At 64.8% G+C, this 19,158-nt stretch carries 24 protein-coding genes; 13 read left to right on the plus strand and 11 right to left on the minus strand.

Annotated elements, in window-relative coordinates; all coding sequences use genetic code 11:
* Window positions 1–46: 46 nt before the first annotated feature.
* From ASC94_RS18780 to ASC94_RS18790, 3 genes are read right to left on the minus strand one after another with little or no spacing between them, the layout of a single operon-like run.
* Window positions 47–532: a glutathione peroxidase gene (locus tag ASC94_RS18780; RefSeq protein ID WP_056398573.1), complete on the minus strand. Its 486-nt coding sequence runs from the start codon at window positions 530–532 to the stop codon at window positions 47–49.
* Window positions 533–554: 22 nt separating this feature from the next.
* The gene (locus ASC94_RS18785) at window positions 555–1,691 is read right to left on the minus strand and encodes a PilT/PilU family type 4a pilus ATPase (protein ID WP_056398577.1); all 1,137 of its coding nucleotides are present in this window, start codon (window positions 1,689–1,691) and stop codon (window positions 555–557) included.
* 14 nt (window positions 1,692–1,705) lie between these two features.
* Window positions 1,706–2,749: a type IV pilus twitching motility protein PilT gene (locus tag ASC94_RS18790; RefSeq protein ID WP_056398579.1), complete on the minus strand. Its 1,044-nt coding sequence runs from the start codon at window positions 2,747–2,749 to the stop codon at window positions 1,706–1,708.
* A gap of 68 nt (window positions 2,750–2,817) precedes the next feature.
* On the opposite strand from ASC94_RS18790, the gene ASC94_RS18795 reads away from it, so the two are divergent.
* A complete protein-coding gene (locus ASC94_RS18795; protein WP_056399658.1) occupies window positions 2,818–3,528 on the plus strand; it encodes a YggS family pyridoxal phosphate-dependent enzyme in 711 nt (236 codons plus the stop codon).
* Between the two features lie 15 nt (window positions 3,529–3,543).
* On the plus strand, window positions 3,544–4,449 hold the full coding sequence (proC, locus tag ASC94_RS18800; protein WP_056398582.1) for a pyrroline-5-carboxylate reductase: 906 nt from the start codon (window positions 3,544–3,546) through the stop codon (window positions 4,447–4,449).
* An 86-nt stretch (window positions 4,450–4,535) separates the two neighbouring features.
* On the opposite strand, the gene ASC94_RS18805 is transcribed toward proC, so the two are convergent.
* The 3 genes from ASC94_RS18805 to ASC94_RS18815 form a co-directional block, all read right to left on the minus strand.
* On the minus strand, window positions 4,536–4,889 hold the full coding sequence (locus ASC94_RS18805) for a YqjD family protein (protein ID WP_056398590.1): 354 nt from the start codon (window positions 4,887–4,889) through the stop codon (window positions 4,536–4,538).
* 65 nt (window positions 4,890–4,954) lie between these two features.
* Window positions 4,955–5,809: a 4-hydroxybenzoate octaprenyltransferase gene (ubiA, locus tag ASC94_RS18810; protein ID WP_056398593.1), complete on the minus strand. Its 855-nt coding sequence runs from the start codon at window positions 5,807–5,809 to the stop codon at window positions 4,955–4,957.
* A gap of 36 nt (window positions 5,810–5,845) precedes the next feature.
* Window positions 5,846–6,790: a hydrogen peroxide-inducible genes activator gene (locus ASC94_RS18815; protein ID WP_056398596.1), complete on the minus strand. Its 945-nt coding sequence runs from the start codon at window positions 6,788–6,790 to the stop codon at window positions 5,846–5,848.
* 147 nt (window positions 6,791–6,937) lie between these two features.
* Here ASC94_RS18815 and ASC94_RS18820 point away from each other — a divergent pair, with 147 nt between their 5' ends.
* Entirely contained in the window at window positions 6,938–8,131 is a 1,194-nt protein-coding gene (locus tag ASC94_RS18820; protein WP_056398602.1) for a PilT/PilU family type 4a pilus ATPase, read from the plus strand.
* A gap of 12 nt (window positions 8,132–8,143) precedes the next feature.
* Complete coding sequence (gene rfaE2 / locus ASC94_RS18825) at window positions 8,144–8,626, plus strand: D-glycero-beta-D-manno-heptose 1-phosphate adenylyltransferase (RefSeq protein WP_056398607.1); 483 nt, start codon at window positions 8,144–8,146, stop codon at window positions 8,624–8,626.
* A gap of 1 nt (window position 8,627) precedes the next feature.
* On the opposite strand, the gene ASC94_RS18830 is transcribed toward rfaE2, so the two are convergent.
* The 4 genes from ASC94_RS18830 to ASC94_RS18845 form a co-directional block, all read right to left on the minus strand.
* Window positions 8,628–9,089 (minus strand): DUF421 domain-containing protein, encoded by a 462-nt coding sequence (locus ASC94_RS18830; protein WP_056398608.1) that lies wholly within the window; start codon window positions 9,087–9,089, stop codon window positions 8,628–8,630.
* Between the two features lie 163 nt (window positions 9,090–9,252).
* Complete coding sequence (locus ASC94_RS18835; protein WP_056398611.1) at window positions 9,253–10,044, minus strand: transposase; 792 nt, start codon at window positions 10,042–10,044, stop codon at window positions 9,253–9,255.
* Window positions 10,045–10,179: 135 nt separating this feature from the next.
* Window positions 10,180–10,650: a tRNA (uridine(34)/cytosine(34)/5-carboxymethylaminomethyluridine(34)-2'-O)-methyltransferase TrmL gene (gene trmL, locus ASC94_RS18840; RefSeq protein ID WP_056398614.1), complete on the minus strand. Its 471-nt coding sequence runs from the start codon at window positions 10,648–10,650 to the stop codon at window positions 10,180–10,182.
* A 35-nt stretch (window positions 10,651–10,685) separates the two neighbouring features.
* The gene (locus ASC94_RS18845; RefSeq protein WP_082616663.1) at window positions 10,686–11,555 is read right to left on the minus strand and encodes a ComF family protein; all 870 of its coding nucleotides are present in this window, start codon (window positions 11,553–11,555) and stop codon (window positions 10,686–10,688) included.
* Between the two features lie 58 nt (window positions 11,556–11,613).
* On the opposite strand from ASC94_RS18845, the gene ASC94_RS18850 reads away from it, so the two are divergent.
* The 7 genes from ASC94_RS18850 to ASC94_RS18875 all read left to right on the plus strand — a co-directional run bounded on the left by ASC94_RS18850 (window position 11,614) and on the right by ASC94_RS18875 (window position 17,417).
* On the plus strand, window positions 11,614–12,546 hold the full coding sequence (locus tag ASC94_RS18850) for a methyltransferase domain-containing protein (RefSeq protein ID WP_056399669.1): 933 nt from the start codon (window positions 11,614–11,616) through the stop codon (window positions 12,544–12,546).
* 267 nt (window positions 12,547–12,813) lie between these two features.
* Entirely contained in the window at window positions 12,814–14,037 is a 1,224-nt protein-coding gene (coxB, locus tag ASC94_RS18855; protein WP_082616664.1) for a cytochrome c oxidase subunit II, read from the plus strand.
* Between the two features lie 16 nt (window positions 14,038–14,053).
* Window positions 14,054–15,664, plus strand: coding sequence for a cytochrome c oxidase subunit I (ctaD, locus tag ASC94_RS18860; RefSeq protein WP_056398621.1), 1,611 nt, complete (start codon window positions 14,054–14,056; stop codon window positions 15,662–15,664).
* A gap of 2 nt (window positions 15,665–15,666) precedes the next feature.
* A complete protein-coding gene (locus tag ASC94_RS33790; protein ID WP_229417337.1) occupies window positions 15,667–15,774 on the plus strand; it encodes a cytochrome oxidase small assembly protein in 108 nt (35 codons plus the stop codon).
* 7 nt (window positions 15,775–15,781) lie between these two features.
* Window positions 15,782–16,333, plus strand: a complete 552-nt coding sequence (locus tag ASC94_RS18865) for a cytochrome c oxidase assembly protein (RefSeq protein WP_157201516.1) — start codon at window positions 15,782–15,784, stop codon at window positions 16,331–16,333.
* A gap of 10 nt (window positions 16,334–16,343) precedes the next feature.
* The gene (locus ASC94_RS18870) at window positions 16,344–16,547 is read left to right on the plus strand and encodes a DUF2970 domain-containing protein (protein WP_056398627.1); all 204 of its coding nucleotides are present in this window, start codon (window positions 16,344–16,346) and stop codon (window positions 16,545–16,547) included.
* 9 nt (window positions 16,548–16,556) lie between these two features.
* Window positions 16,557–17,417 carry a cytochrome c oxidase subunit 3 gene (locus ASC94_RS18875; RefSeq protein WP_373888122.1) on the plus strand — a complete coding sequence of 287 codons (861 nt, stop codon included), beginning with the start codon at window positions 16,557–16,559 and terminating at the stop codon, window positions 17,415–17,417.
* A gap of 166 nt (window positions 17,418–17,583) precedes the next feature.
* Here the strand turns inward: ASC94_RS18875 and ASC94_RS18880 are convergent, their stop codons facing one another.
* Window positions 17,584–17,787 carry a twin transmembrane helix small protein gene (locus ASC94_RS18880; RefSeq protein WP_056398640.1) on the minus strand — a complete coding sequence of 68 codons (204 nt, stop codon included), beginning with the start codon at window positions 17,785–17,787 and terminating at the stop codon, window positions 17,584–17,586.
* 48 nt (window positions 17,788–17,835) lie between these two features.
* On the opposite strand from ASC94_RS18880, the gene ASC94_RS18885 reads away from it, so the two are divergent.
* A complete protein-coding gene (locus tag ASC94_RS18885) occupies window positions 17,836–18,570 on the plus strand; it encodes an SURF1 family protein (protein WP_056398643.1) in 735 nt (244 codons plus the stop codon).
* A 31-nt stretch (window positions 18,571–18,601) separates the two neighbouring features.
* Window positions 18,602–19,150, plus strand: coding sequence for an SCO family protein (locus ASC94_RS18890; RefSeq protein ID WP_373888125.1), 549 nt, complete (start codon window positions 18,602–18,604; stop codon window positions 19,148–19,150).
* Window positions 19,151–19,158 lie beyond the last annotated feature (8 nt).

A 19,158-nucleotide genomic window follows, 5' to 3' on the forward strand; every position in this document is an offset into this window, starting at 1 on the left:
ATGTGCGGGCGGGGGCGGGCCCCGCCGGGGTAAAGCCGGGACGGACCTATTCGGCCAGCAGGCGCGCGATGTCGTCCGCCAGTTCTTCCGGCTTGGTGGTGGGGGCGTAGCGCTTGTAGACGGTGCCGTTCTTGCGGATCAGGAACTTGGTGAAGTTCCACTTGATGCCTTCGGTGCCCAGCAGGCCGGGCGATTCCTTTTTCAGGTACTGGTACAGGGGATGGGCGCCGCTGCCGTTCACGTCCACCTTGGCGAACATGGGGAAGCTCACGCCGTAGTTCTTTTCGCAAAAGGCGCCGATCTCGTCGGCCGAGCCGGGCTCCTGGGCGCCGAACTGGTTGCAGGGGAAGCCCAGCACCACCGCGCCCTGGTCCTTGAACTGCTGGTACACCGCTTCCAGGCCCTGGTACTGCGGCGTGAAACCGCACTTGCTGGCGGTGTTCACGATCAGCAGCACCTTGCCCCGGTACTGCGCCAGGTCGGCGGGCGCGCCGGCCAGGGTGTCGGCCTTGAAATCGAATACCGTGCTCATGTGCTTCCTTTCATGTGCTTCCTTAAATGATGTTCAGGTGCTCGGTGCCGGCCGACAGGTCGCGCGTCTTGGCGGCCTTGCCTTCCAGCTTGATGGCCAGGCGCAGGTCGTTGACGGAATCGGCATTGCGCAGCGCGTCCTCGTAGCTGATCACGTCCGCCTCGTACAGGTCGAACAGCGACTGGTCGAAGGTCTGCATGCCCAGCTCGCGCGACTTTTTCATCAGCTCCTTGATCTCGTGCACCTGGCCCTTGAAGATCATGTCCGAGATCAGCGGCGAATTGAGCATGATCTCGATGGCCACCGCGCGGCCCTTGGTTTCCTTGCGCGGCACCAGGCGCTGCGACACCATGCCTTTCAGGTTGAGCGACAAGTCCATCAGCAGCTGCTGGCGGCGCTCCTCGGGGAAGAAATTGATGATGCGGTCGAGCGCCTGGTTGGCGCTGTTGGCGTGCAGGGTGGCCAGGCACAGGTGGCCGGTTTCGGCGAAGGCGATGGCGTGGTCCATGGTCTGGCGGTCGCGGATCTCGCCGATCTGGATCACGTCCGGCGCCTGGCGCAGCGTGTTCTTCAGCGCCACCTCCCAGTCGTCCGTGTCCACCCCCACTTCGCGCTGCGTAATGATGCAGTTGCGGTGCGGATGCACGAATTCCACCGGGTCCTCGATGGTGATGATGTGGCCGTAGCTGTTCTCGTTGCGGTAGCCCACCATGGCCGCCAGGGTGGTCGACTTGCCCGAACCGGTGGCGCCCACCATGATCACCAGGCCGCGCTTGGACATTACCACGTCCTTTAGCACTTCCGGCAGGCCCAGTTCCTCCAGCTTGGGAATCGCGGAGTTAATCGTGCGCAGCACCATGCCCACGGCGCTCATCTGCACGAAGGCCGACACGCGGAAGCGCCCCAGGTCGCCGGGGCTGATGGCGAAGTTGGCCTCCTTGGTCAGCTCGAAGCCGGCGGTCTGCTTGTCGTTCATGATGGAGCGGGCCAGGTCCGAGGTGTGGGCCGCGGTCAGCGGCTGGGCCGACACCGGGGTCATCTTGCCGTCGATCTTCATGGCCGGCGGGAAGCCGGCCGTGATGAACAAGTCCGAACCGTTCTTGCTGACCATCAGGCGCAGCAGGTCGAACATGAATTTTGAAGCCTGGTCGCGTTCCATCTCGTGTGCTTTCGTCAGCCCGGGAAGTTGTCGGGGATCTTGGCGGCGTTGCGCGCGGCGGCCGGCGAGATCAGGTTGCGGCGCACCAGGTCGGTCAGGTTCTGGTCGAGGGTCTGCATGCCGACGTTGCTGCCGGTCTGGATGGCCGAGTACATCTGCGCGATCTTCGCTTCGCGGATCAGGTTGCGGATGGCCGGCGTGCCGACCATGATCTCGTGCGCGGCCACGCGGCCGGAGCCGTCCTTGGTCTTGAGCAGGGTCTGCGAAATGACCGCCTGCAGCGATTCCGACAGCATGGCCCGCACCATCTCCTTTTCCTCGGCCGGGAACACGTCCACGATGCGGTCGATGGTCTTGGCGGCGGACGAGGTGTGCAGCGTGCCGAACACCAGGTGGCCGGTTTCGGCGGCCGACAGCGCCAGGCGGATGGTTTCCAGGTCGCGCAGCTCGCCCACCAGGATGGCGTCCGGGTCTTCCCGCAGCGCCGAGCGCAGCGCGTTGTTGAACGACAGCGTGTGCGGTCCCACCTCGCGCTGGTTGATCAGGCATTTTTTCGAATCGTGCACGAACTCGATCGGGTCTTCGATGGTGAGGATGTGGCCGTACTCGTTTTCGTTGAGGTGGTTGACCATGGCCGCCAGGGTGGTGGACTTGCCCGAGCCGGTCGGCCCCGTCACCAGCACCAGGCCGCGCGGCTTGAGCGCGAACTCGGCGAAGATCTTGGGCGCGTTCAGTTCTTCCAGGCTGAGGATCTTGGACGGAATCGTGCGCAGCACGGCGGCCGCGCCGCGTTCCTGGTTGTAGGCGTTGACGCGGAAGCGCGCCAGGCCGGGAATGGCGAAGGAAAAATCGCACTCCAGCATTTCCTCGTAGGCCTTGCGCTGGCCGTCATTCATGATGTCATAGATCATGCCGTGCACGTCCTTGTGCTCCAGCGGCGGCAGGTTGATGCGGCGCACGTCGCCGTGCACGCGGATCATGGGCGGCAGGCCGGCGGACAGGTGCAAATCGGAGGCTTTGTTCTTGACGGAGAATGCGAGTAATTCGGAGATGTCCATTTATAATCCCAGTGCTGCGTTTCGGGGGAAGGCCTGCGGAACCGGCCCAACCAGCCAGCCCGATGATTATGTCCAGAATAGCCCAGAACTTGCAAGCAGTGATCAGTACAATTGTTGCCTCCGAGCACGAGGCGGGCCGCCCGGCGCAGTCCGTGCGCCTGCTGGCCGTGTCCAAGACGTTCGGGCCGGAGGCGGTACTGGAAGCGGTGCAGGCGGGGCAGCGCGCCTTTGGCGAAAACTACCTGCAGGAGGGCGTGGACAAGATCCGCGCGCTGGCTGCGGCCACGCCCATGCCGGACCAGGCACTGGAGTGGCATTTCATCGGGCCTATACAAAGTAACAAGACGCGGCCCATCGCCGAGCATTTCGACTGGGTGCACACGGTGGAGCGCGAGAAGATCGCGCTGCGCCTGAACGAGCAGCGCCCGGCCGGGCTGGCGCCGTTGAATATATGTTTGCAAGTGAACATCAGCGGCGAAGCGAGCAAGAGCGGCGCGGCGCCGGACCAGGTGCTGGCGCTGGCGCAAGCGGTGGCCGGGCTGCCGAACCTGCGCCTGCGCGGGCTGATGGCCATCCCGGAGCCGGAAGACGATTTCGACAAGCAGCGCGCGGCATTCCGCCGCGTGCGCGAACTGTGTGACGCGCTGCGCGCGCAGGGCCTGGCGCTCGACACGCTGTCCATGGGCATGTCCGGCGATTTGCGGGCGGCGGTGCTGGAAGGCGCCACCATCGTGCGGGTGGGCAGCGCCATTTTCGGCGCGCGCAACTACGCTATCTAAAAGGACAGGACAAGTATGAAAATTGCATTCATCGGCGGCGGCAATATGGCCGCCGCACTGATCTCCGGCCTGGCCGGCAAGCTGACCGCCGGCGCCAACATCCACGTGGTGGACCCGAACGCGGCGGCGCTGGACAAGCTGCGCGCGCAGTTCGGCGTGAGCACCTCGGCTGCGCTGCCGGGCGCGCCGCATGCGCCGGACGCCGGCGTGGCGGCAAGCGACGAGGCCGCAGCCGCAGCTGCGGCGGCCTACCAGGCCGTGGCCAGCGCGGACGTGATTGTGCTGGCGGTGAAGCCGCAGAGCATGCGCGAAGTGGCGGAGCAGCTGCGGCCGCTGCTGCCGGCCAAGGGTGTGGAAGGCGGGCCGCTGCTGGTGTCGATTGCGGCGGGCATCCGCGCGGCCGACCTGTCGCGCTGGCTGGGCGGCTATGCGGCCATCGTGCGCTGCATGCCGAACACGCCGGCGCTGATCGGCATGGGCATTACCGGCATGGCGGCGTCGGACGGCGTGAGCGCGCAGCAGCAGGCGGCGGCCGATGCCATCATGAAAGCGGTGGGCGGCACGGTGTGGCTGGACGATGAAAGCAAGATCGACGCGGTGACGGCGGTCTCGGGCAGCGGTCCGGCGTATGTGTTCTATTTTATCGAGGCGATGCAGAAGGCGGCCGAAGAACTGGGCCTGAGCGCGCAGCAGGGCAAGGAGCTGGCGCTGGCCACCTTCGCCGGCGCGGCGCAGCTCGCGGCGCAGTCGGACGAGCCGGTGTCGCTGCTGCGCGAGCGGGTGACGTCGAAGGGCGGCACCACGTACGCGGCGCTGAGCAGCATGGCCAGCGACGGGGTGGCCGAGGCGATCGGACGCGCCATGCAGGCCGCGGCCGCGCGCGGACAGGAGCTGGGCCGCGAGTTTGGCGGGGGAGGTTAGGCCGGTTGCGGCGCTGGCGGGTTACGCGTGGCGTGCCACGCTAACCCGCCCTACATGGGACGTGACGCTGGGACGTGACGCGCGGGTTAGCGCTGGGTGGCGCCGATCAGCAGGCCGGCCAGCACGCCGACTGCGGCGCCCACCGCCACCGCGCCCCATGGATGGTCGTGGACATAGGTGTCGGTGGCCTTGGCGGCCAGCTTGCTGCGCGCCAGCATGCTGTCTTCCAGCCGCAGCAGGTCGGTCTTGGCGGTCTGCAGGGTTTCCTTGAAGGCCGTCTTGGCGTGTTCGATCTCGGCGCTGCCGTCCTTGACGGCCGTGTTCAGCCATTGTTCGGCGTCGGTGACGGCGTCGCGCAGGTGGCTCAACAGGCGTTCGCGGTCGGCGCTGGTGTCATCGCGCAAGGTGCTGCCGCTGGCGTGCTTGGTAGTCTGGTCCATGGATAGCCTCTATGCTGTGGTGGATAAGCCAGGGATGGCCTGCCTGCCTGTCGCGGTCCCGGCGCCTACCTCAGCGCGTAGTCCAGCGCGATGCCCGCAAACACTGCCGCCCCCAGCCAGTTATTGTGCCGGAACGCGGCAAAGCAGGGCGCACGTTCGCGGCCGCGTATCAGCGTGTAATGGTAGGCCGCGATGCCGGCCGCCACCGCCAGGCCCAGGTGGAAGGGCCAGCCCAGGCCGAACTGGCGGCCCGCCACCAGCAGCATGCCCAGGTTCACCGCGTAGCACAGCATGACGATGGCCACGTCGTAGCTGCCGAAAGTGATGGCCGAGGTCTTGATGCCGATCTTCAGGTCGTCGTCGCGGTCCACCATGGCGTATTCGGTGTCGTACGCCACGGCCCAGAACACATTGGCCGCCAGCAGCCACCACGCCACGGCCGGCACCGCGCCCTGCACGGCGGCAAACGACATCGGAATGCCGAAGCCGAAGGCGATGCCCAGGTAGGCTTGCGGGATGGCGAAGAAGCGCTTGAAATAGGGGTAAGTGCCGGCAATGACGACGGCTGCCACGCTGAGCTGCTTGGTCAGCGCGTTGAGCGGCAGGATCAGCAGGAAGGCCAGCACGGCCAGGGTGGCGGCCACGGCCAGCGCTTCCTTGCCGCTGATGCGCCCGCTGGTGATGGGGCGTTCCGCGGTGCGCTTGACGTGGCGGTCGAAATCCTGGTCGGCGTAGTCGTTGACGGCGCAGCCGGCCGAACGCATCAGCAGGGTGCCCAGCGAGAAGATCAGCAGCAGGCGCCAGTCCGGCACGCCGCCGCTGGCCAGCCATAGCGCACTCAAAGTGGGCCACAGCAGCAGCACCGTGCCGATGGGTTTGTCGAGGCGTACCAGGCGGAAGTAGAGCTGCAGCTTGTTCATCGCGTTCACGTCAGGGCAAAAGCGCGATTATAGACCTTAAGCGGACGGCTCATCCTGGCAAAGCGGCGTGACGCCCGACAGCTCGCACTGGGCCACGGCGCTGCAGATGGCGTCGATGGCGGCCTTGCGCGTAAAACTCTTGCGCCACAGGATGACCACGCGGCGCGAGGGCTCGGGCTGGTCGAAATGGCGGAACTGCAGCATGCCGTCCTTCACGCCCATGTCCGGCACCGAGGCGCGCGGCAGCACGGTCAGGCCGATGCCGCTGGCCACCATGTGGCGGATGGTCTCCAGGGACGAGCCCTCGAAGGTGCGCTGCATGCCGTTGCCCGGCGAGGAAAAGCGCGCCATCTCCGGGCACACTTCCAGTACCTGGTCGCGGAAGCAGTGGCCGTTGCCCAGCAGGAGCATGGTTTCGGTTTTCAAGTCTTCGGCCGGAATGCTGTTGCGCGCGGCCCACGGATGGGCGCGTGGCATGGCCACCACAAACGGTTCGTCGTACAGCACCTGCATGGCCATGCCATGGTCGGGCAGGGGCAAGGCCATGATGGCGGCGTCCAGCTCGCCCTGGCGCAGCATCTCCAGCAGCTTGACCGTGAAGTTTTCCTGAAGGATGAGCGGCATTTGCGGCACATTCTCTATCATTGCCTTCACCAGCGGCGGCAGCAGATAGGGGCCGATGGTGTAGATCACACCCAGGCGCAGGGGGCCGGCCAGCGGGTCCTTGTTCTGCTTGGCCAGTTCCTTGATGGCGGCAGTCTGTTCCAGCACCCGCTCGGCCTGGGCCACGATCTGCGCGCCCAGCGGGGTGACGGAAATTTCGGCGCCGCCGCGTTCAAACAGGACGACACCCAGCTCGTCTTCGAGCTTCTTGATGGCAACCGAGAGCGTGGGCTGGGCGACGTAACAGGCTTCGGCGGCGTGTCCGAAGTGTTTCGCTCGCGCAACAGCGACGATGTATTTCAGTTCGGTCAGTGTCATAAATGTATTTGAACACAGGCAATGAATGGGTGCAATGCCGAAATCTGGCCGGCTGTTCAGCCAACAATTGGTATTGTAGCGTAAGGGCATGGCTATAATTGCCCGACCGGCCGCGGCCAGCGGGCCGGATAACCAGGCGAGGCAAGCATGTCATCCACTTTTGGCCACGAAGAAGCGCAGGCCTACATCCACAAACTGCTCAAGGTGATGCACCAGACCGGCGGTTCGGACTTGTTCATCTCCGCGGATTTCCCGCCCAGCATCAAGTCGCAGGGCGCCATGAAGCCGCTCAGCCAGCAGCGGCTGACGGGCGAAGTCACGCGCGCGCTGGCCATGGCCATCATGAACGACAAGCAGCGCAACGAGTTCGCCGCCGAGATGGAATGCAATTTCGCCATTGCGCTGCCGGACGTGTGCCGCTTCCGCGTCAACGTCTTCGTGCAGCAGCAGAACGTGGCCATGGTGATCCGCACCATCGCCTCCGAAATCCCGAACTTCGAGAAACTGGACCTGCCCGAGGTGCTCAAGGAAGTCATCATGACCAAGCGCGGGCTGGTGCTGGTGGTGGGCGGCACCGGGTCCGGCAAGTCGACCACCCTGGCGGCCATGATCGACTACCGCAACAGCAACTCGGCCGGCCACATCATCACGGTGGAAGACCCGGTCGAGTACGTGCACAAGAACAAGGGCTGCCTGGTGACGCACCGCGAAGTGGGAGTGGACACGCATTCCTGGCACAACGCGCTGAAGAACACCCTGCGCCAGGCGCCGGACGTGATCCTGATCGGCGAGATCCGCGACACCGAGACCATGGAGCACGCCATCGCCTTCGCCGAAACCGGCCACCTGTGCCTGGGCACGCTGCACGCCAACAACGCCAACCAGACCATGGACCGCATCATCAACTTCTTCCCGGAAGAGCGGCGCAACCAGCTGCTGATGGATTTGTCGTCCAACCTGAAAGCCATCGTGTCGCAGCGCCTGGTACGCACCGAGGACGGCAAGGGGCGCAAGGCCGCGATTGAAATCCTGCTCAACACGCCGACCATTGCCGAGATGATCTTCAAGGGCAATTTCCACTCGATCAAGGAAATCATGGCCAAGTCGCGCGAGCTGGGCATGTGCACGTTCGACCAGGCGCTGTACGAGCTCTATAATAAGGGCTACATCTCCTACGAAGAGGCGCTGCGCAATGCCGACTCGGCCAACGGGCTGCGGCTGCAGATCAAGCTGCGCGGCGACCGCAAGGAACCGGGCGAGGGCGGCGGCACCAGCCGCGCTGCCGGCGAGCTGAGCATGCAAATCGACGAGGAAGAAGAAGACGCCGAGCCCGGCCATTAACCGACGGAACCCATGCCCCAATTCGAAGAAAAAATCTGCAGCCGCGCCGACCTGAAGGCGCGCGTGGCTGCCCTGCCCAAGCCGGTGGTGCTCACCAACGGCGTGTTCGACATCCTGCACCGCGGCCATGTCACCTACCTCGCGCAGGCGCGCGCGCTGGGCGCCTCGCTGGTGGTGGCGGCCAATACCGACGCATCCGTGAAGCGCCTGGGCAAGGGCGACGACCGCCCGCTGAACGCCTGCGCAGACCGCATGGCGGTGCTGGCCGCGCTGGAAGCGGTGAGCCTGGTGGTGCCGTTCGACGAAGACACGGCGCTGGAAGTGGTGCAGGAAGCGCGGCCCGACATCTACGCCAAAGGCGGCGACTACGACATGACGGCCATCCCCGAAGGCAAGGCCGTGATTGCCTACGGCGGGCAGGCGGTGGCGATCGACTTCGAGCACGACCGCTCCACCACCAAGCTGCTGGCCAAGGTGCGCACCTTCGGCGGCTGAGTTATTTTTTCTTGAGGATGGTGATCTTGCCGTCCGCTTCCAGAAAGGCGCATTGCATCTCGCCGAGGTCGCAGTCCTGCTCGCGCATGGCCTGCTCGACGTCGCCCTCGGCCACGCGGTTTTTCTTTACCACCTCATTGAAGATCTTGCCGTCGCGGCCCAGCAGGACCGGGGTGCCGTCGATCAGCTCGGCCGCCTTGCGGCTGCGCGAGGTCAAAAAGGCGATGACGATGTTCAGGCCGATCAGCGTGGCCGCGATCAGCAAGCCGCCGGGAATGGACTCATCGCCGCCGGACAGGGCGTTGGACACGGACTCGCTCAGCAGCATGACGACCAGCAGATCGAACGGCGTGAACTGCCCGACGGTGCGCTTGCCGGCCACGCGCACCATTACCAGCAGCACGGCGTAGATAATCGCCCCGCGCGCCACCAGCTCCCACCACGGCAACTCCATCTCAAACATACGTCCTCCCTGCGGCGACCGATACGTCCTTATACGACGAAGCGCTCAGCCACGCCAACACCTTAGGGCCGAGCAAGCTGAGCCGCATTTTCCCCCACTTCGGGGTCTGACCCCGAATGAAGGCAAAATGCGGCTCAGCTTGCTTGTAGGATGCCGGGTGGTGCTATGGGAGTTTTCTGAGCCGGCGGAGCAAACGCATCAGTGTGCGCGGGGAAAGGTGGAGATACGACGCGATGGCGCGGATCGAATAGCTGGATGATAAATAGGCGCGCAGGGCCGCTTCCTGCCAACTGGTGAAGCGGGCGAAGTAGTGTTCGATGGGTTCGGGTTGCGGGCTTGCCGCAGCGGGGCGGCGGCGAGCAGCCTTGGCTGCTGCGCGCGCTGGGGCAAGTGGATCCGGCAGGCCGCGCCCCTGTTCGACAAATTCGGCATACGCGTCGACACGCCGATCGCCGCTGCCGTTTCCAAACTGGCTCAGTACCCAGTCCGCGTGCAGCCAGTCCGGCGTGCTGACCAGACCCAGCATGGCCCGGTGGCTGCTCCATTCCCACGACGCTGCGGCTGCGGCCAGCTCGGCCCTGACCGGGTTCAGAACAATGTAACGGGCCAGCTCCAGCAGATATTCCTCGCGTCGCACCAACTCCGAGTGATATCTGCTTTGCGAAACGTAGCCGAGGTGGCGGTATTTGCGGTTGAAGTACTGGAAATACTTGCCGTTCAGGTAGCGCATGCCGGCAGCGATATTGCCAAGCGGGGTTTCCACCGCCAGGTGGAAATGGTTTGGCATCTGGCAGTAGGCATGGATGATGAGCTGAAACCGCGCGGCCGCCTCGCCGAGGATGCCGAGCCACACCCGGTAATCGTTGCTGTCCACGTAAATCGTGCTGCGGCGCACGCCGCGCGCCGTGACGTGGTAGATGGCGCCGCATGCCTGGGTACGAAGTGGTCTGCTCATCACCGCAATATACCGCCTTGGTCCGGCAATATATTGACGACGCTCAACGCCCCCGCTCAGCGAGCTGAGCCGCATTTTCCCCACCCCGGGGTCTGACCCCGAAGTGGGCGAAATGCGGCTCAGGCTGCCTCATTATTAGGCGCCGCCGGCGTAGCCGTTTTGGCGCCAGGCTTCGAAGACGACCACGGCGACCGTGTTGGAGAGGTTGAGGCTGCGGTTGTCGGGGCGCATGGGCAGGCGGATGCGCTGGCTTTCCGGGAAGCGGTTGCGCAACGCGGGGTCCAGACCGCGTGTCTCCGAGCCGAATACGAAGTAGTCGCCGGGCTGGAAGCGGCATTGCGCGAACGGCGACGAGCCGTGCGTGGTCATGGCGTACATGCGCGCGGGGTCGGGTTGCTCGGCCGACAGGAAGTCGTCCCAGCTTTTGTGCACTTGCATGCTGGCGTATTCATGGTAGTCGAGGCCGGCGCGCTTCAGTTTGCTGTCTTCCAGCGGGAAGCCGAGCGGTTCGATCAGGTGCAACTGGGCGCCGGTGTTGGCGCACAGGCGGATCACGTTGCCGGTGTTGGGGGGGATTTCGGGGTTGACCAGGACTACATGGAACACAGTTGCTTCTCCTTTTATACGTGTTGCTTGGTGCTTTAATGCGGCGGCGTGCGCGCGAAGACCAGGCAGGTGACGCGGGCGGCGCCGTGCCGCTTGAATGTGGCGGCCAGTTCATCCAGCGTCTGGCCGCTGGTCATGACGTCGTCGACGATGCCGACGTGGCGCCCTTCGACCTGCGCCCGGTCCGGCACCGCGAACGCATGCGCGATGTTGGCGCGCCGCGCGGACGGCTGCACCAGGCTTTGCGCCAGCGTGTCGTGCACGCGGACCGCCAGGCGCGGGGCGACCGCGATGTCCAGCCTGCGCCCCAGCGCGCGGGCGATTTCCAGCGCCTGGTTGAAGCCGCGCCCGGCCAGGCGCTGCGGACCCAGCGGCACCGGGCACAGCAGGGCGGGACGCGTGAAGCCGGGCGCGGCCTGGGTCGCGTCGGCCAGCGCGCGGCCGAACAGCGCCGCCAGCGCCAGGCGGCCGCCGAATTTTAACTGCAGCACCAGCTGGTCTTGCGGCATGGCGTAGTCCACGGCGGCTACCGTGGCGTCGAACGCGGGCGGGTGCGCCAGGCAGCGGCCGCAGATTTCGCTGCCCCCGGGCTGTCCTGCGGCGCCGTCTCCGTGCCAGGCGCCGGGCAGCGGGTTGGCGCATGTCCGGCATCGCGGGCGCGCCGCACCGAACACCTGCGCGTGGCAGCCCGGGCACGTTTGCGCGCCAGCCCCGGCCTCGCCGCCGCACAGCACGCAGGCGCCCGGCAGCAGCGCGTGGCCGGCGCGCGCCAGCAGCGACGACAGCCGGGCCAGCGTCGACAGCGGCGCGGCCGGCGGCTGCACCGCGCCGGCAGCCGCGGGGACAGCGCTAGCAGTCGCCGCGGCTGCAGCAGGTATGTCCGGTCCGGATTGGGCGCCAGGCATCGCACTTTCCCTTAACCATGTAAACTGCCGCCATTATCTCACCCATCCTGCCATGACCATGCAAGTTCCCGCCAAGCCGCCTAAACTGAGCGCGCCCATCGATATCGAGCGCGTGCGCGCGCTGTTTTCCCGTCCCGGGCGCATCGCGCCGTCCGATTTCCTGCGCCGCGAGATTGCGTCGCGCATGCAGGACCGCCTGCAGCTGGTGAAAATCGTGCCGCAGCGGGTGCTGGACGCGGGCTGCGGCGCCGGGGCGGATTTGCCGATGTTGCAAAAATTGTATGCCGCCGCGCAGATCCTGGGCGTGGACGCGTCCGAGCCCATGGCGCGCGTGGCCGCGGCGGCCGCCGGCACGGCGCCCCGGGGCGGCTTCAACCAGCTGATCAGCAAGCTGTTGCCGTCGAAAACCGGGGTCGACCTGGTGTGCGGCGATTTCGCCGAGCTGCCGCTGGCGCTGCACAGCATGGACCTGGTGTGGTCCAACCTGGCGCTGCACTGGCATCCGCAGCCGGACCGCGTGTTCGCCGAGTGGCGCCGGGTGCTGCGGGTGGAGGGCTTGCTGATGTTTTCCTGCTTCGGCCCGGATACCTTCTCCGAGCTGCGCACCGCCTTTGCCGAGGTGGACCTGTTCCCGCACGCGCTGCCTTTCGTGGACATGCACGACTTCGGCGACCAGCTGGTGGAGGCGGGCTTTTCCACCCCCGTGCTGGACATGGAGAAGATCACCGTCACCTACGACACGCCGCAGGCCCTGCTGGCCGACGTGCGCGCCTGGGGCGGCAATCCGCTGGCGACCCGCCGCCCCGGCCTGCTGGGCCGCGCGGGGCAGGCGCGGCTGCTGGCCGGCCTGGAGCGCCAGCGCCGTCCGGACGGCAAGCTGGGACTGACGTTCGAAGTGCTGTACGGACATGCTTTCCGCCCGGCACCACGCACCACCAGCCAGGGCGAGTCGATTATCCGCTTCGACCTGCCGCGCAAGCCGCCTAAATAAGCAAGCTCATGTGAAATAGCCTCCGGCATATGTGGCAAATAACGCCAAAGCACTGAAGTTTGGGCTTGCGTAACAGATAATTTCCTTGATGCCCCTAGGGGTGTTGACTATAATCCTTGACTAATTTTGCCATCATTTCGTCTTGTATAAGTATCACCAAAATACAGGGTGGGGGGACTTTAGGTGTTGTAGCGTACGGCGGCTATTCAGAACATCGGACGGCTGCCTTTAAAAATATTAATTATTTCTTGGGTGGTTGGGGAAAACATGAAACATGCAAAGCGATTTCAATCGTTGATGCTCGCGCTGTCGATGACAGCCGCCGCGGTCCCGTCCTGGGCAGCGGAGACGGCTGGAGCGGTTACTGAATACTCGAAGGCCACCGGCGGTACCGGCGGTCCCATGGTCAACCAGCTGAACCTGCAGGCGCCTGCCACCGCCATCGCGTCGGAAATCTACAGCCTGCACAACCTGATGATGTACATCTGCCTGGCGATCTTCATCGCCGTGTTCGGCGTGATGTTCTACTCCATCCTCAAGCACCGTAAATCGCTGGGCCACAAATCGGCCTCCTTCCACGAGTCCACCGCAGTGGAAATCGCCTGGACCGTGGTGCCTTTCCTGATCGTGATCGGCATGGCGCTGCCGGCCACCAAGACCGTGGTGGCCATGAAGGACACCTCCAACGCCGACATCACCATCAAAGCCACCGGCATGCAGTGGAAATGGGGCTACGACTACCTGAAGGGCGAGGGCGAGGGCATCACCTTCATCTCCAACCTGACCACCCCGCGCTCGCAAGTGGGCGCGCCCGGCGTGGCGCCGACCGAGAAGCGCAGCGACACCTACCTGATGGAAGTCGACAATGAAGTGGTGGTGCCGGTCAACAAGAAGATCCGCATCGTCACCACCGCCAACGACGTGATCCACGCCTGGACCATCCCGGCCTTCGGCGTGAAGCAGGACGCCATCCCCGGCTTCGTGCGCGACACCTGGTTCAAGGCGCAGCACACCGGCGTCTACCGCGGCACCTGCGTGGAACTGTGCGGCAAGGACCACGCCTTCATGCCTATCGTGGTGCGCGTGGTCACCGCCGAGGAGTACACCGCCTGGGCCGACAAGAAGAAAAAGGAACTGGCCGCACTGGCGGACGATCCCAACAAGACCTGGACCATCGATGAACTGAAGACCAAGGGCGAGAAAGTGTACTCGGCCAACTGCGCGGTGTGCCACCAGGCCAACGGCAAGGGCGTGCCGGGCGCGTTCGCCGCGCTGGACGCCTCGCCTGTGGTGAACGGCGAGAAGGCAGCGCAGATCCACGTGCTGCTGAACGGCCAGAAGAGCGGCAAGTTCCCGGCCGAGATGCCGGCCTGGAAGCAGCTGTCGGACACCGACATTGCCGCCGTTATCACCTACACGCGCAACAGCTGGTCGAACAAGCCGGCCGAAAACATCGTTCAACCGGCCGAAGTCCTGGCTGCACGCAAGTAATTAGGAGTTGCACATCATGAGCACGACTATCGATCACGCACACGATCACGCGCACGGCCACGACCACGGTCATGACCACGCCCACGATCACCCAAGCGGCTATCAGCGCTGGCTGTTCGCCACCAACCACAAGGATATCGGCACGCTGTACCTGTGGTTCTCCTTCATCATGCTGCTGTCCGGCGGCGTGCTGGCGCTGATGATACGCACCGAGCTGTTCCAGCCCGGCCTGCAGTTCTTCCAGCCCGAGTTCTTCAACCAGCTCACCACCATGCACGGCCTGGTGATGGTGTTCGGCGCCATCATGCCGGCCTTCGTCGGCTTCGCCAACTGGATGATTCCGCTGCAGATCGGCGCCTCCGACATGGCCTTTGCGCGCATGAACAACTTCTCGTTCTGGCTGCTGCCGCCTGCCGCGCTGCTGCTGGCCGGCTCGTTCTTCGTGCCGGGCGGCGCCACCGCCGCCGGCTGGACGCTGTACGCACCGCTGTCGACCCAGATGGGCCCCGGCATGGACATGGGCATCTTCGCCATGCACATCATGGGCGCGTCCTCGATCATGGGTTCGATCAACATCATCGTCACCATCCTGAACATGCGCGCGCCCGGCATGACCCTGATGAAGATGCCGATGTTCTGCTGGACCTGGCTGATCACCGCCTACCTGCTGATCGCCGTGATGCCGGTGCTGGCAGGCGCCATCACCATGACCCTGACCGACCGCCACTTCGGGACCTCGTTCTTCAACGCCGCCGGCGGCGGCGACCCGGTCATGTACCAGCACATCTTCTGGTTCTTCGGCCACCCCGAGGTGTACATCATGATCCTGCCGGCCTTCGGCATCGTCTCGCAGATCATCCCGGCCTTCGCCCGCAAGACCCTGTTCGGCTACCACTCGATGGTGTACGCCACCGCGTCCATCGCCATCCTGTCCTTCATCGTCTGGGCGCACCACATGTTCACCACCGGCATGCCGGTGACCTCGCAGCTGTTCTTCATGTACGCCACCATGCTGATCGCGGTGCCGACCGGCGTGAAAGTGTTCAACTGGATCGCCACCATGTGGAAGGGCTCGATGACCTTTGAAACCCCGATGCTGTTCGCCGTGGGCTTCATCTTCGTGTTCACCATCGGCGGCTTCACCGGCCTGATCCTGGCCGTGACCCCGATCGACATCCAGCTGCAGGACACCTACTACGTGGTGGCGCACTTCCACTACGTGCTGGTGGCAGGTTCGCTGTTCGCGCTGTTCGCCGGCTTCTACTACTGGGCCCCGAAGTGGACCGGCCATATGTACAACGAAACCATGGGCAAGACCCACTTCTGGCTGTCGCTGGTGACCTTCAACGTCACCTTCTTCCCGATGCACTTCCTGGGCCTGGCCGGCATGCCGCGCCGCTACGCCGACTACGCGGCGCAGTTCACGGACTTCAATGCGATTGCCTCGATCGGTGCCTTCGGCTTCGGCCTGAGCCAGGTGTTCTTCCTGTTCTTCGTGGTGCTGCCGACCATCCGCGGCGGCAAGCCTGCGGCCGACAAGCCATGGGAAGGCGCGGAAGGCCTGGAGTGGACCGTGCCGTCGCCGGCGCCGTTCCACACCTTTGAAACGCCACCGCAAGTGAAGTAATCATGGCCACCCCGAAAAAGCAGGGCAATCTGCGGCTGGCGCTGATCCTGGGGGCGATCGCCCTGGTGTTCTTCCTGTCCGTGTTCGTCAAGCGCGGCTGGCTGGGCTGAGATGAGCATGGGCAGCGTCAAGGCCGAGAATCTGCGCATGCTGCGCAAGCTGATCATCATCGCGGTGATGATGTTCGGCTTCGGCTACCTGCTAATCCCGGTGTACAAGCATATTTGCGAAGTACTCGGGATTAACGTGATCACGCAGAAGGACGGCACGGCCGCGCTGGACCCGAAGAATACCCAGGTCGACAGCAGCCGGCTGGTGACGGTGGAACTGGACAGCAATGCGCACGGCCCGTGGCGTTTCCGCGCCACCCAGCGCAGCATCCAGGTCCACCCGGGCGAGCTGGCCACGGTGGTGTACGAGGTGGTGAACACCCAGCCGCGCACGGTGAACGCGCAAGCGATCCCGAGCTACGCGCCGAACAGCGCCACGCCGTACTTCAAGAAAGTGGAATGCTTCTGCTTCCAGCAGCAGACCATGAAGGCCAACGAGGCGCGGCAGATGCCGGTGGTGTTCTTCATCGATCCGGCGCTGCCGAAGGATGTGAAGACCATTACGCTGTCGTACACCTTCTTCGAGATCGCGGGATTGGACAAGACTGCCTCAAACTAAGGGGGGCGAGATGGAAGAGAAGAAGCAAACAGCTTCTTTCATGTATTCGATGAAAGCGGTGATCTGGTCGTTTTTCGGCCTGCGCAGGAAGAAGGATTTTGACCAGGACGGGGCCAGGCTGAATCCCTTCCACGTCATCATCGCTGCCCTGATAGGCGTGGCGCTGTTCATCGGCTTGCTGATAACAATAGTGAAGTTCGTAGTTTCACAGTAATTTTAGGAGATGAAGATGAGTTCACATAACGCGGCACCGTACTATTTCGTGCCTGGTCCGTCCCGCTGGCCCATGCTGGCCGGCATTTCGCTGCTTATCACCATGATAGGCGCGTCGGCCTGGGTCAACGACGCCTCCTGGGGTTCCACCGTCAACATCATCGGCATCCTGGCCACGCTGACGGTGCTGTACTTCTGGTTTGGCGACGCCATCAAGGAATCCGAGGGCGGCTTGTACAGCAAGCGCATCGACCATTCGTACCGCTGGTCCATGGGCTGGTTCATCTTCTCCGAGGTGATGTTCTTCGGCGCCTTCTTCGGCGCGCTGTTCTACGCCCGCACCATCACGCTGCCATGGCTGGGTGACCTGGACCATAAATTCATCTGGCCGGATTTCGCTGCGCAGTGGGGCAACACCCCCGCCGGCGTGGTGGAATCGTTCACCGCCATGGGCCCGTTCCCCATCCCGACCATCAACACCGCGCTGCTGCTGCTGTCCGGCCTGACCCTGACCATCGCCCACCACGCGCTGATCGCGGGCAAGCGCAGCAAGACCGTCGGCTGGCTGGCCGCCACCGTGGCGCTGGGCGCTGTCTTCATGTGCTTCCAGGTGTACGAATACATGCACGCGTACAGCGAGCTGAACCTGAAGCTGACCTCGGGCATCTACGGTTCCACCTTCTTCATGCTGACCGGTTTCCACGGCTTCCACGTGACCATGGGCGCCATCATGCTGGCGGTGGTGATGGTGCGCGTCATGAAGGGCCACTTCACGCCCGAGCACCACTTCGGCTTCGAAGGCGCGGCCTGGTACTGGCACTTTGTGGACGTGGTCTGGCTCGGCCTGTACGTGGTGGTGTACTGGCTGTAAGCGCTATAATCTGCGGCGGACGGGGCTTCGGCCTCCTGCCGCCGCAATGAAAAAAGCCGTGCGCAGGTGAACCCGCGCACGGCTTTTTTCTTGGCGCCGGATCGCCCGACGGAATACCGGCGCACCGTAGGGCGGGTTAGCGCGGAACGCGCGTAACCCGCCGCTGCTAGCGGATCCCGGTCGGCTGGATATACCCCAGCTTGTGCGCCACCAGGATGGCGATGAACAGCGCGATCGAGAAGCCCACGCGCATGGCCAGCGAACGCACCATGCGCTGGTCGTTCTTGCCCTTTTGGCGCATCATGTAATACAGGGCCGAACCCAGGCTGGCGAGGATCAGGATGAAGGCAATGGCAACGAGGATTTTCATGGAATTGGCAGCACCGCAGGTCGGGGCGCAGGTCGGTAATAAGGCACCATTGTAATGGCCTTCCGCTTCAAATGGATTCCCTTCGCCGCCACCGTGCTGGTGGTGGCGCTGGGCGTATCGCTGGGCCGCTGGCAGGACCGCCGCGCCGCCGGGAAGAGCGCGGCCGAGGCGCGCCTGCAGGCCGGCCAGGCCGGCGCGCCGCTGGTGCTGGGCGCAGCCGCGCTGCCGGCCGCCGAGGCCGCGCAGATCGAGTATCGCCGCGTGCGCGTCACCGGCGAGTTCGTGGCGAACTGGCCGCTCTACCTGGACAACCGCCCGTCCCCGAAAGGCGTGGGCTTCTACCTGCTGATGCCGTTCCGCATTGCCGGATCCGACCAGCACGTGCTGGTGGCGCGCGGCTGGCTGCCGCGCAATATGGCGGTGCGCGAGCAGCTGCCGCCCTACGGCACGCCGGCCGGCACCGTCACGCTGGAAGGCGTGGCGCGCCTGCACCCGGGCCACGTGATGCAGCTGGGGACCGCGCCCGCGCTCGCGCCGGGCGCCATCGTGCAGAACGCCACGGCGGCCGAGGTGGCCGCCGCCAGCGGCTTGCGCATGCAGCCCTTCATCATCGAACAAAGCGCGCCCGCCAATGCGCAGGACAGCGGCCTGTCGCGCGACTGGCCGGCCCCGGCATCGGGCGTGGACAAGCACCGCGGCTATGCCTTCCAGTGGTATGCACTGGCGGCCATGGCCGCTCTCTTTTTCGTCGTAACAGGATTCAGACGTGGAAAACAAAACTGAACAATCGCGCGCCCGCGGCCGCTGGAAGCTGATGGCCGTGCTGGCCGTGTGCGCGGCGCCGCTGATCGCCTCCTACATCACCTATTATTTCATCAAGCCGGAAGGGCGCACCAACTACGGCGCCCTGATCGACCCGCGCCAGTACCCGATTCCCGCCATGGCCAGCGCCACGCTGGACGGCAAGCCAGCCGGGCTGGACGCCTACAAGGGCAAGTGGATCATGCTCAAGGTGGGCGGCTCGGACTGCCAGCAGGCTTGCCAGGACCAGCTGTTCGCCATGCGCCAGCTGCGCACCATGCAGGGCAAGGAGATGGAACGCATCGAGCGGGTCTGGCTGATCACCGACCAGGAGCCGCTGGAGACCGTGCTGCTGCGCGTGAACGACGGCACCCGCATGCTGCGCGCCCCGGCCGCAACGGTGGCCAAGTGGCTGCCGGTGGAGCCGGGCGGCCAGGCTTCCGACCATATCTACCTGATCGACCCGCTGGGCAACCTGATGATGCGCTTCCCGAAGGATCCGGATCCGGCCAAGGTGAAGAAGGATATCGCCAAGGTGCTCAAGGCCTCGGCCATCGGTTGAGGGGACGC

This window comes from Massilia sp. Root418 (genome assembly GCF_001425265.1).
Classification (GTDB): domain Bacteria; phylum Pseudomonadota; class Gammaproteobacteria; order Burkholderiales; family Burkholderiaceae_D; genus Rugamonas.

What these genes read in the sequence shown, in the direction of transcription:
- ASC94_RS18780 (WP_056398573.1), bottom strand. Translation starts at nt 532, where the DNA reads ATGAGCACGGTATTCGATTTCAAGGCCGACACCCTGGCCGGCGCGCCC.
- ASC94_RS18785 (WP_056398577.1), bottom strand. Translation starts at nt 1,691, where the DNA reads ATGGAACGCGACCAGGCTTCAAAATTCATGTTCGACCTGCTGCGCCTG.
- ASC94_RS18790 (WP_056398579.1), bottom strand. Translation starts at nt 2,749, where the DNA reads ATGGACATCTCCGAATTACTCGCATTCTCCGTCAAGAACAAAGCCTCC.
- ASC94_RS18795 (WP_056399658.1), top strand. Translation starts at nt 2,818, where the DNA reads ATGTCCAGAATAGCCCAGAACTTGCAAGCAGTGATCAGTACAATTGTT.
- proC (WP_056398582.1), top strand. Translation starts at nt 3,544, where the DNA reads ATGAAAATTGCATTCATCGGCGGCGGCAATATGGCCGCCGCACTGATC.
- ASC94_RS18805 (WP_056398590.1), bottom strand. Translation starts at nt 4,889, where the DNA reads ATGGACCAGACTACCAAGCACGCCAGCGGCAGCACCTTGCGCGATGAC.
- ubiA (WP_056398593.1), bottom strand. Translation starts at nt 5,809, where the DNA reads ATGAACAAGCTGCAGCTCTACTTCCGCCTGGTACGCCTCGACAAACCC.
- ASC94_RS18815 (WP_056398596.1), bottom strand. Translation starts at nt 6,790, where the DNA reads ATGACACTGACCGAACTGAAATACATCGTCGCTGTTGCGCGAGCGAAA.
- ASC94_RS18820 (WP_056398602.1), top strand. Translation starts at nt 6,938, where the DNA reads ATGTCATCCACTTTTGGCCACGAAGAAGCGCAGGCCTACATCCACAAA.
- rfaE2 (WP_056398607.1), top strand. Translation starts at nt 8,144, where the DNA reads ATGCCCCAATTCGAAGAAAAAATCTGCAGCCGCGCCGACCTGAAGGCG.
- ASC94_RS18830 (WP_056398608.1), bottom strand. Translation starts at nt 9,089, where the DNA reads ATGTTTGAGATGGAGTTGCCGTGGTGGGAGCTGGTGGCGCGCGGGGCG.
- ASC94_RS18835 (WP_056398611.1), bottom strand. Translation starts at nt 10,044, where the DNA reads ATGAGCAGACCACTTCGTACCCAGGCATGCGGCGCCATCTACCACGTC.
- ASC94_RS18845 (WP_082616663.1), bottom strand. Translation starts at nt 11,555, where the DNA reads ATGCCTGGCGCCCAATCCGGACCGGACATACCTGCTGCAGCCGCGGCG.
- ASC94_RS18850 (WP_056399669.1), top strand. Translation starts at nt 11,614, where the DNA reads ATGCAAGTTCCCGCCAAGCCGCCTAAACTGAGCGCGCCCATCGATATC.
- coxB (WP_082616664.1), top strand. Translation starts at nt 12,814, where the DNA reads ATGAAACATGCAAAGCGATTTCAATCGTTGATGCTCGCGCTGTCGATG.
- ctaD (WP_056398621.1), top strand. Translation starts at nt 14,054, where the DNA reads ATGAGCACGACTATCGATCACGCACACGATCACGCGCACGGCCACGAC.
- ASC94_RS33790 (WP_229417337.1), top strand. Translation starts at nt 15,667, where the DNA reads ATGGCCACCCCGAAAAAGCAGGGCAATCTGCGGCTGGCGCTGATCCTG.
- ASC94_RS18865 (WP_157201516.1), top strand. Translation starts at nt 15,782, where the DNA reads ATGGGCAGCGTCAAGGCCGAGAATCTGCGCATGCTGCGCAAGCTGATC.
- ASC94_RS18870 (WP_056398627.1), top strand. Translation starts at nt 16,344, where the DNA reads ATGGAAGAGAAGAAGCAAACAGCTTCTTTCATGTATTCGATGAAAGCG.
- ASC94_RS18875 (WP_373888122.1), top strand. Translation starts at nt 16,557, where the DNA reads ATGAAGATGAGTTCACATAACGCGGCACCGTACTATTTCGTGCCTGGT.
- ASC94_RS18880 (WP_056398640.1), bottom strand. Translation starts at nt 17,787, where the DNA reads ATGAAAATCCTCGTTGCCATTGCCTTCATCCTGATCCTCGCCAGCCTG.
- ASC94_RS18890 (WP_373888125.1), top strand. Translation starts at nt 18,602, where the DNA reads ATGGCCGTGCTGGCCGTGTGCGCGGCGCCGCTGATCGCCTCCTACATC.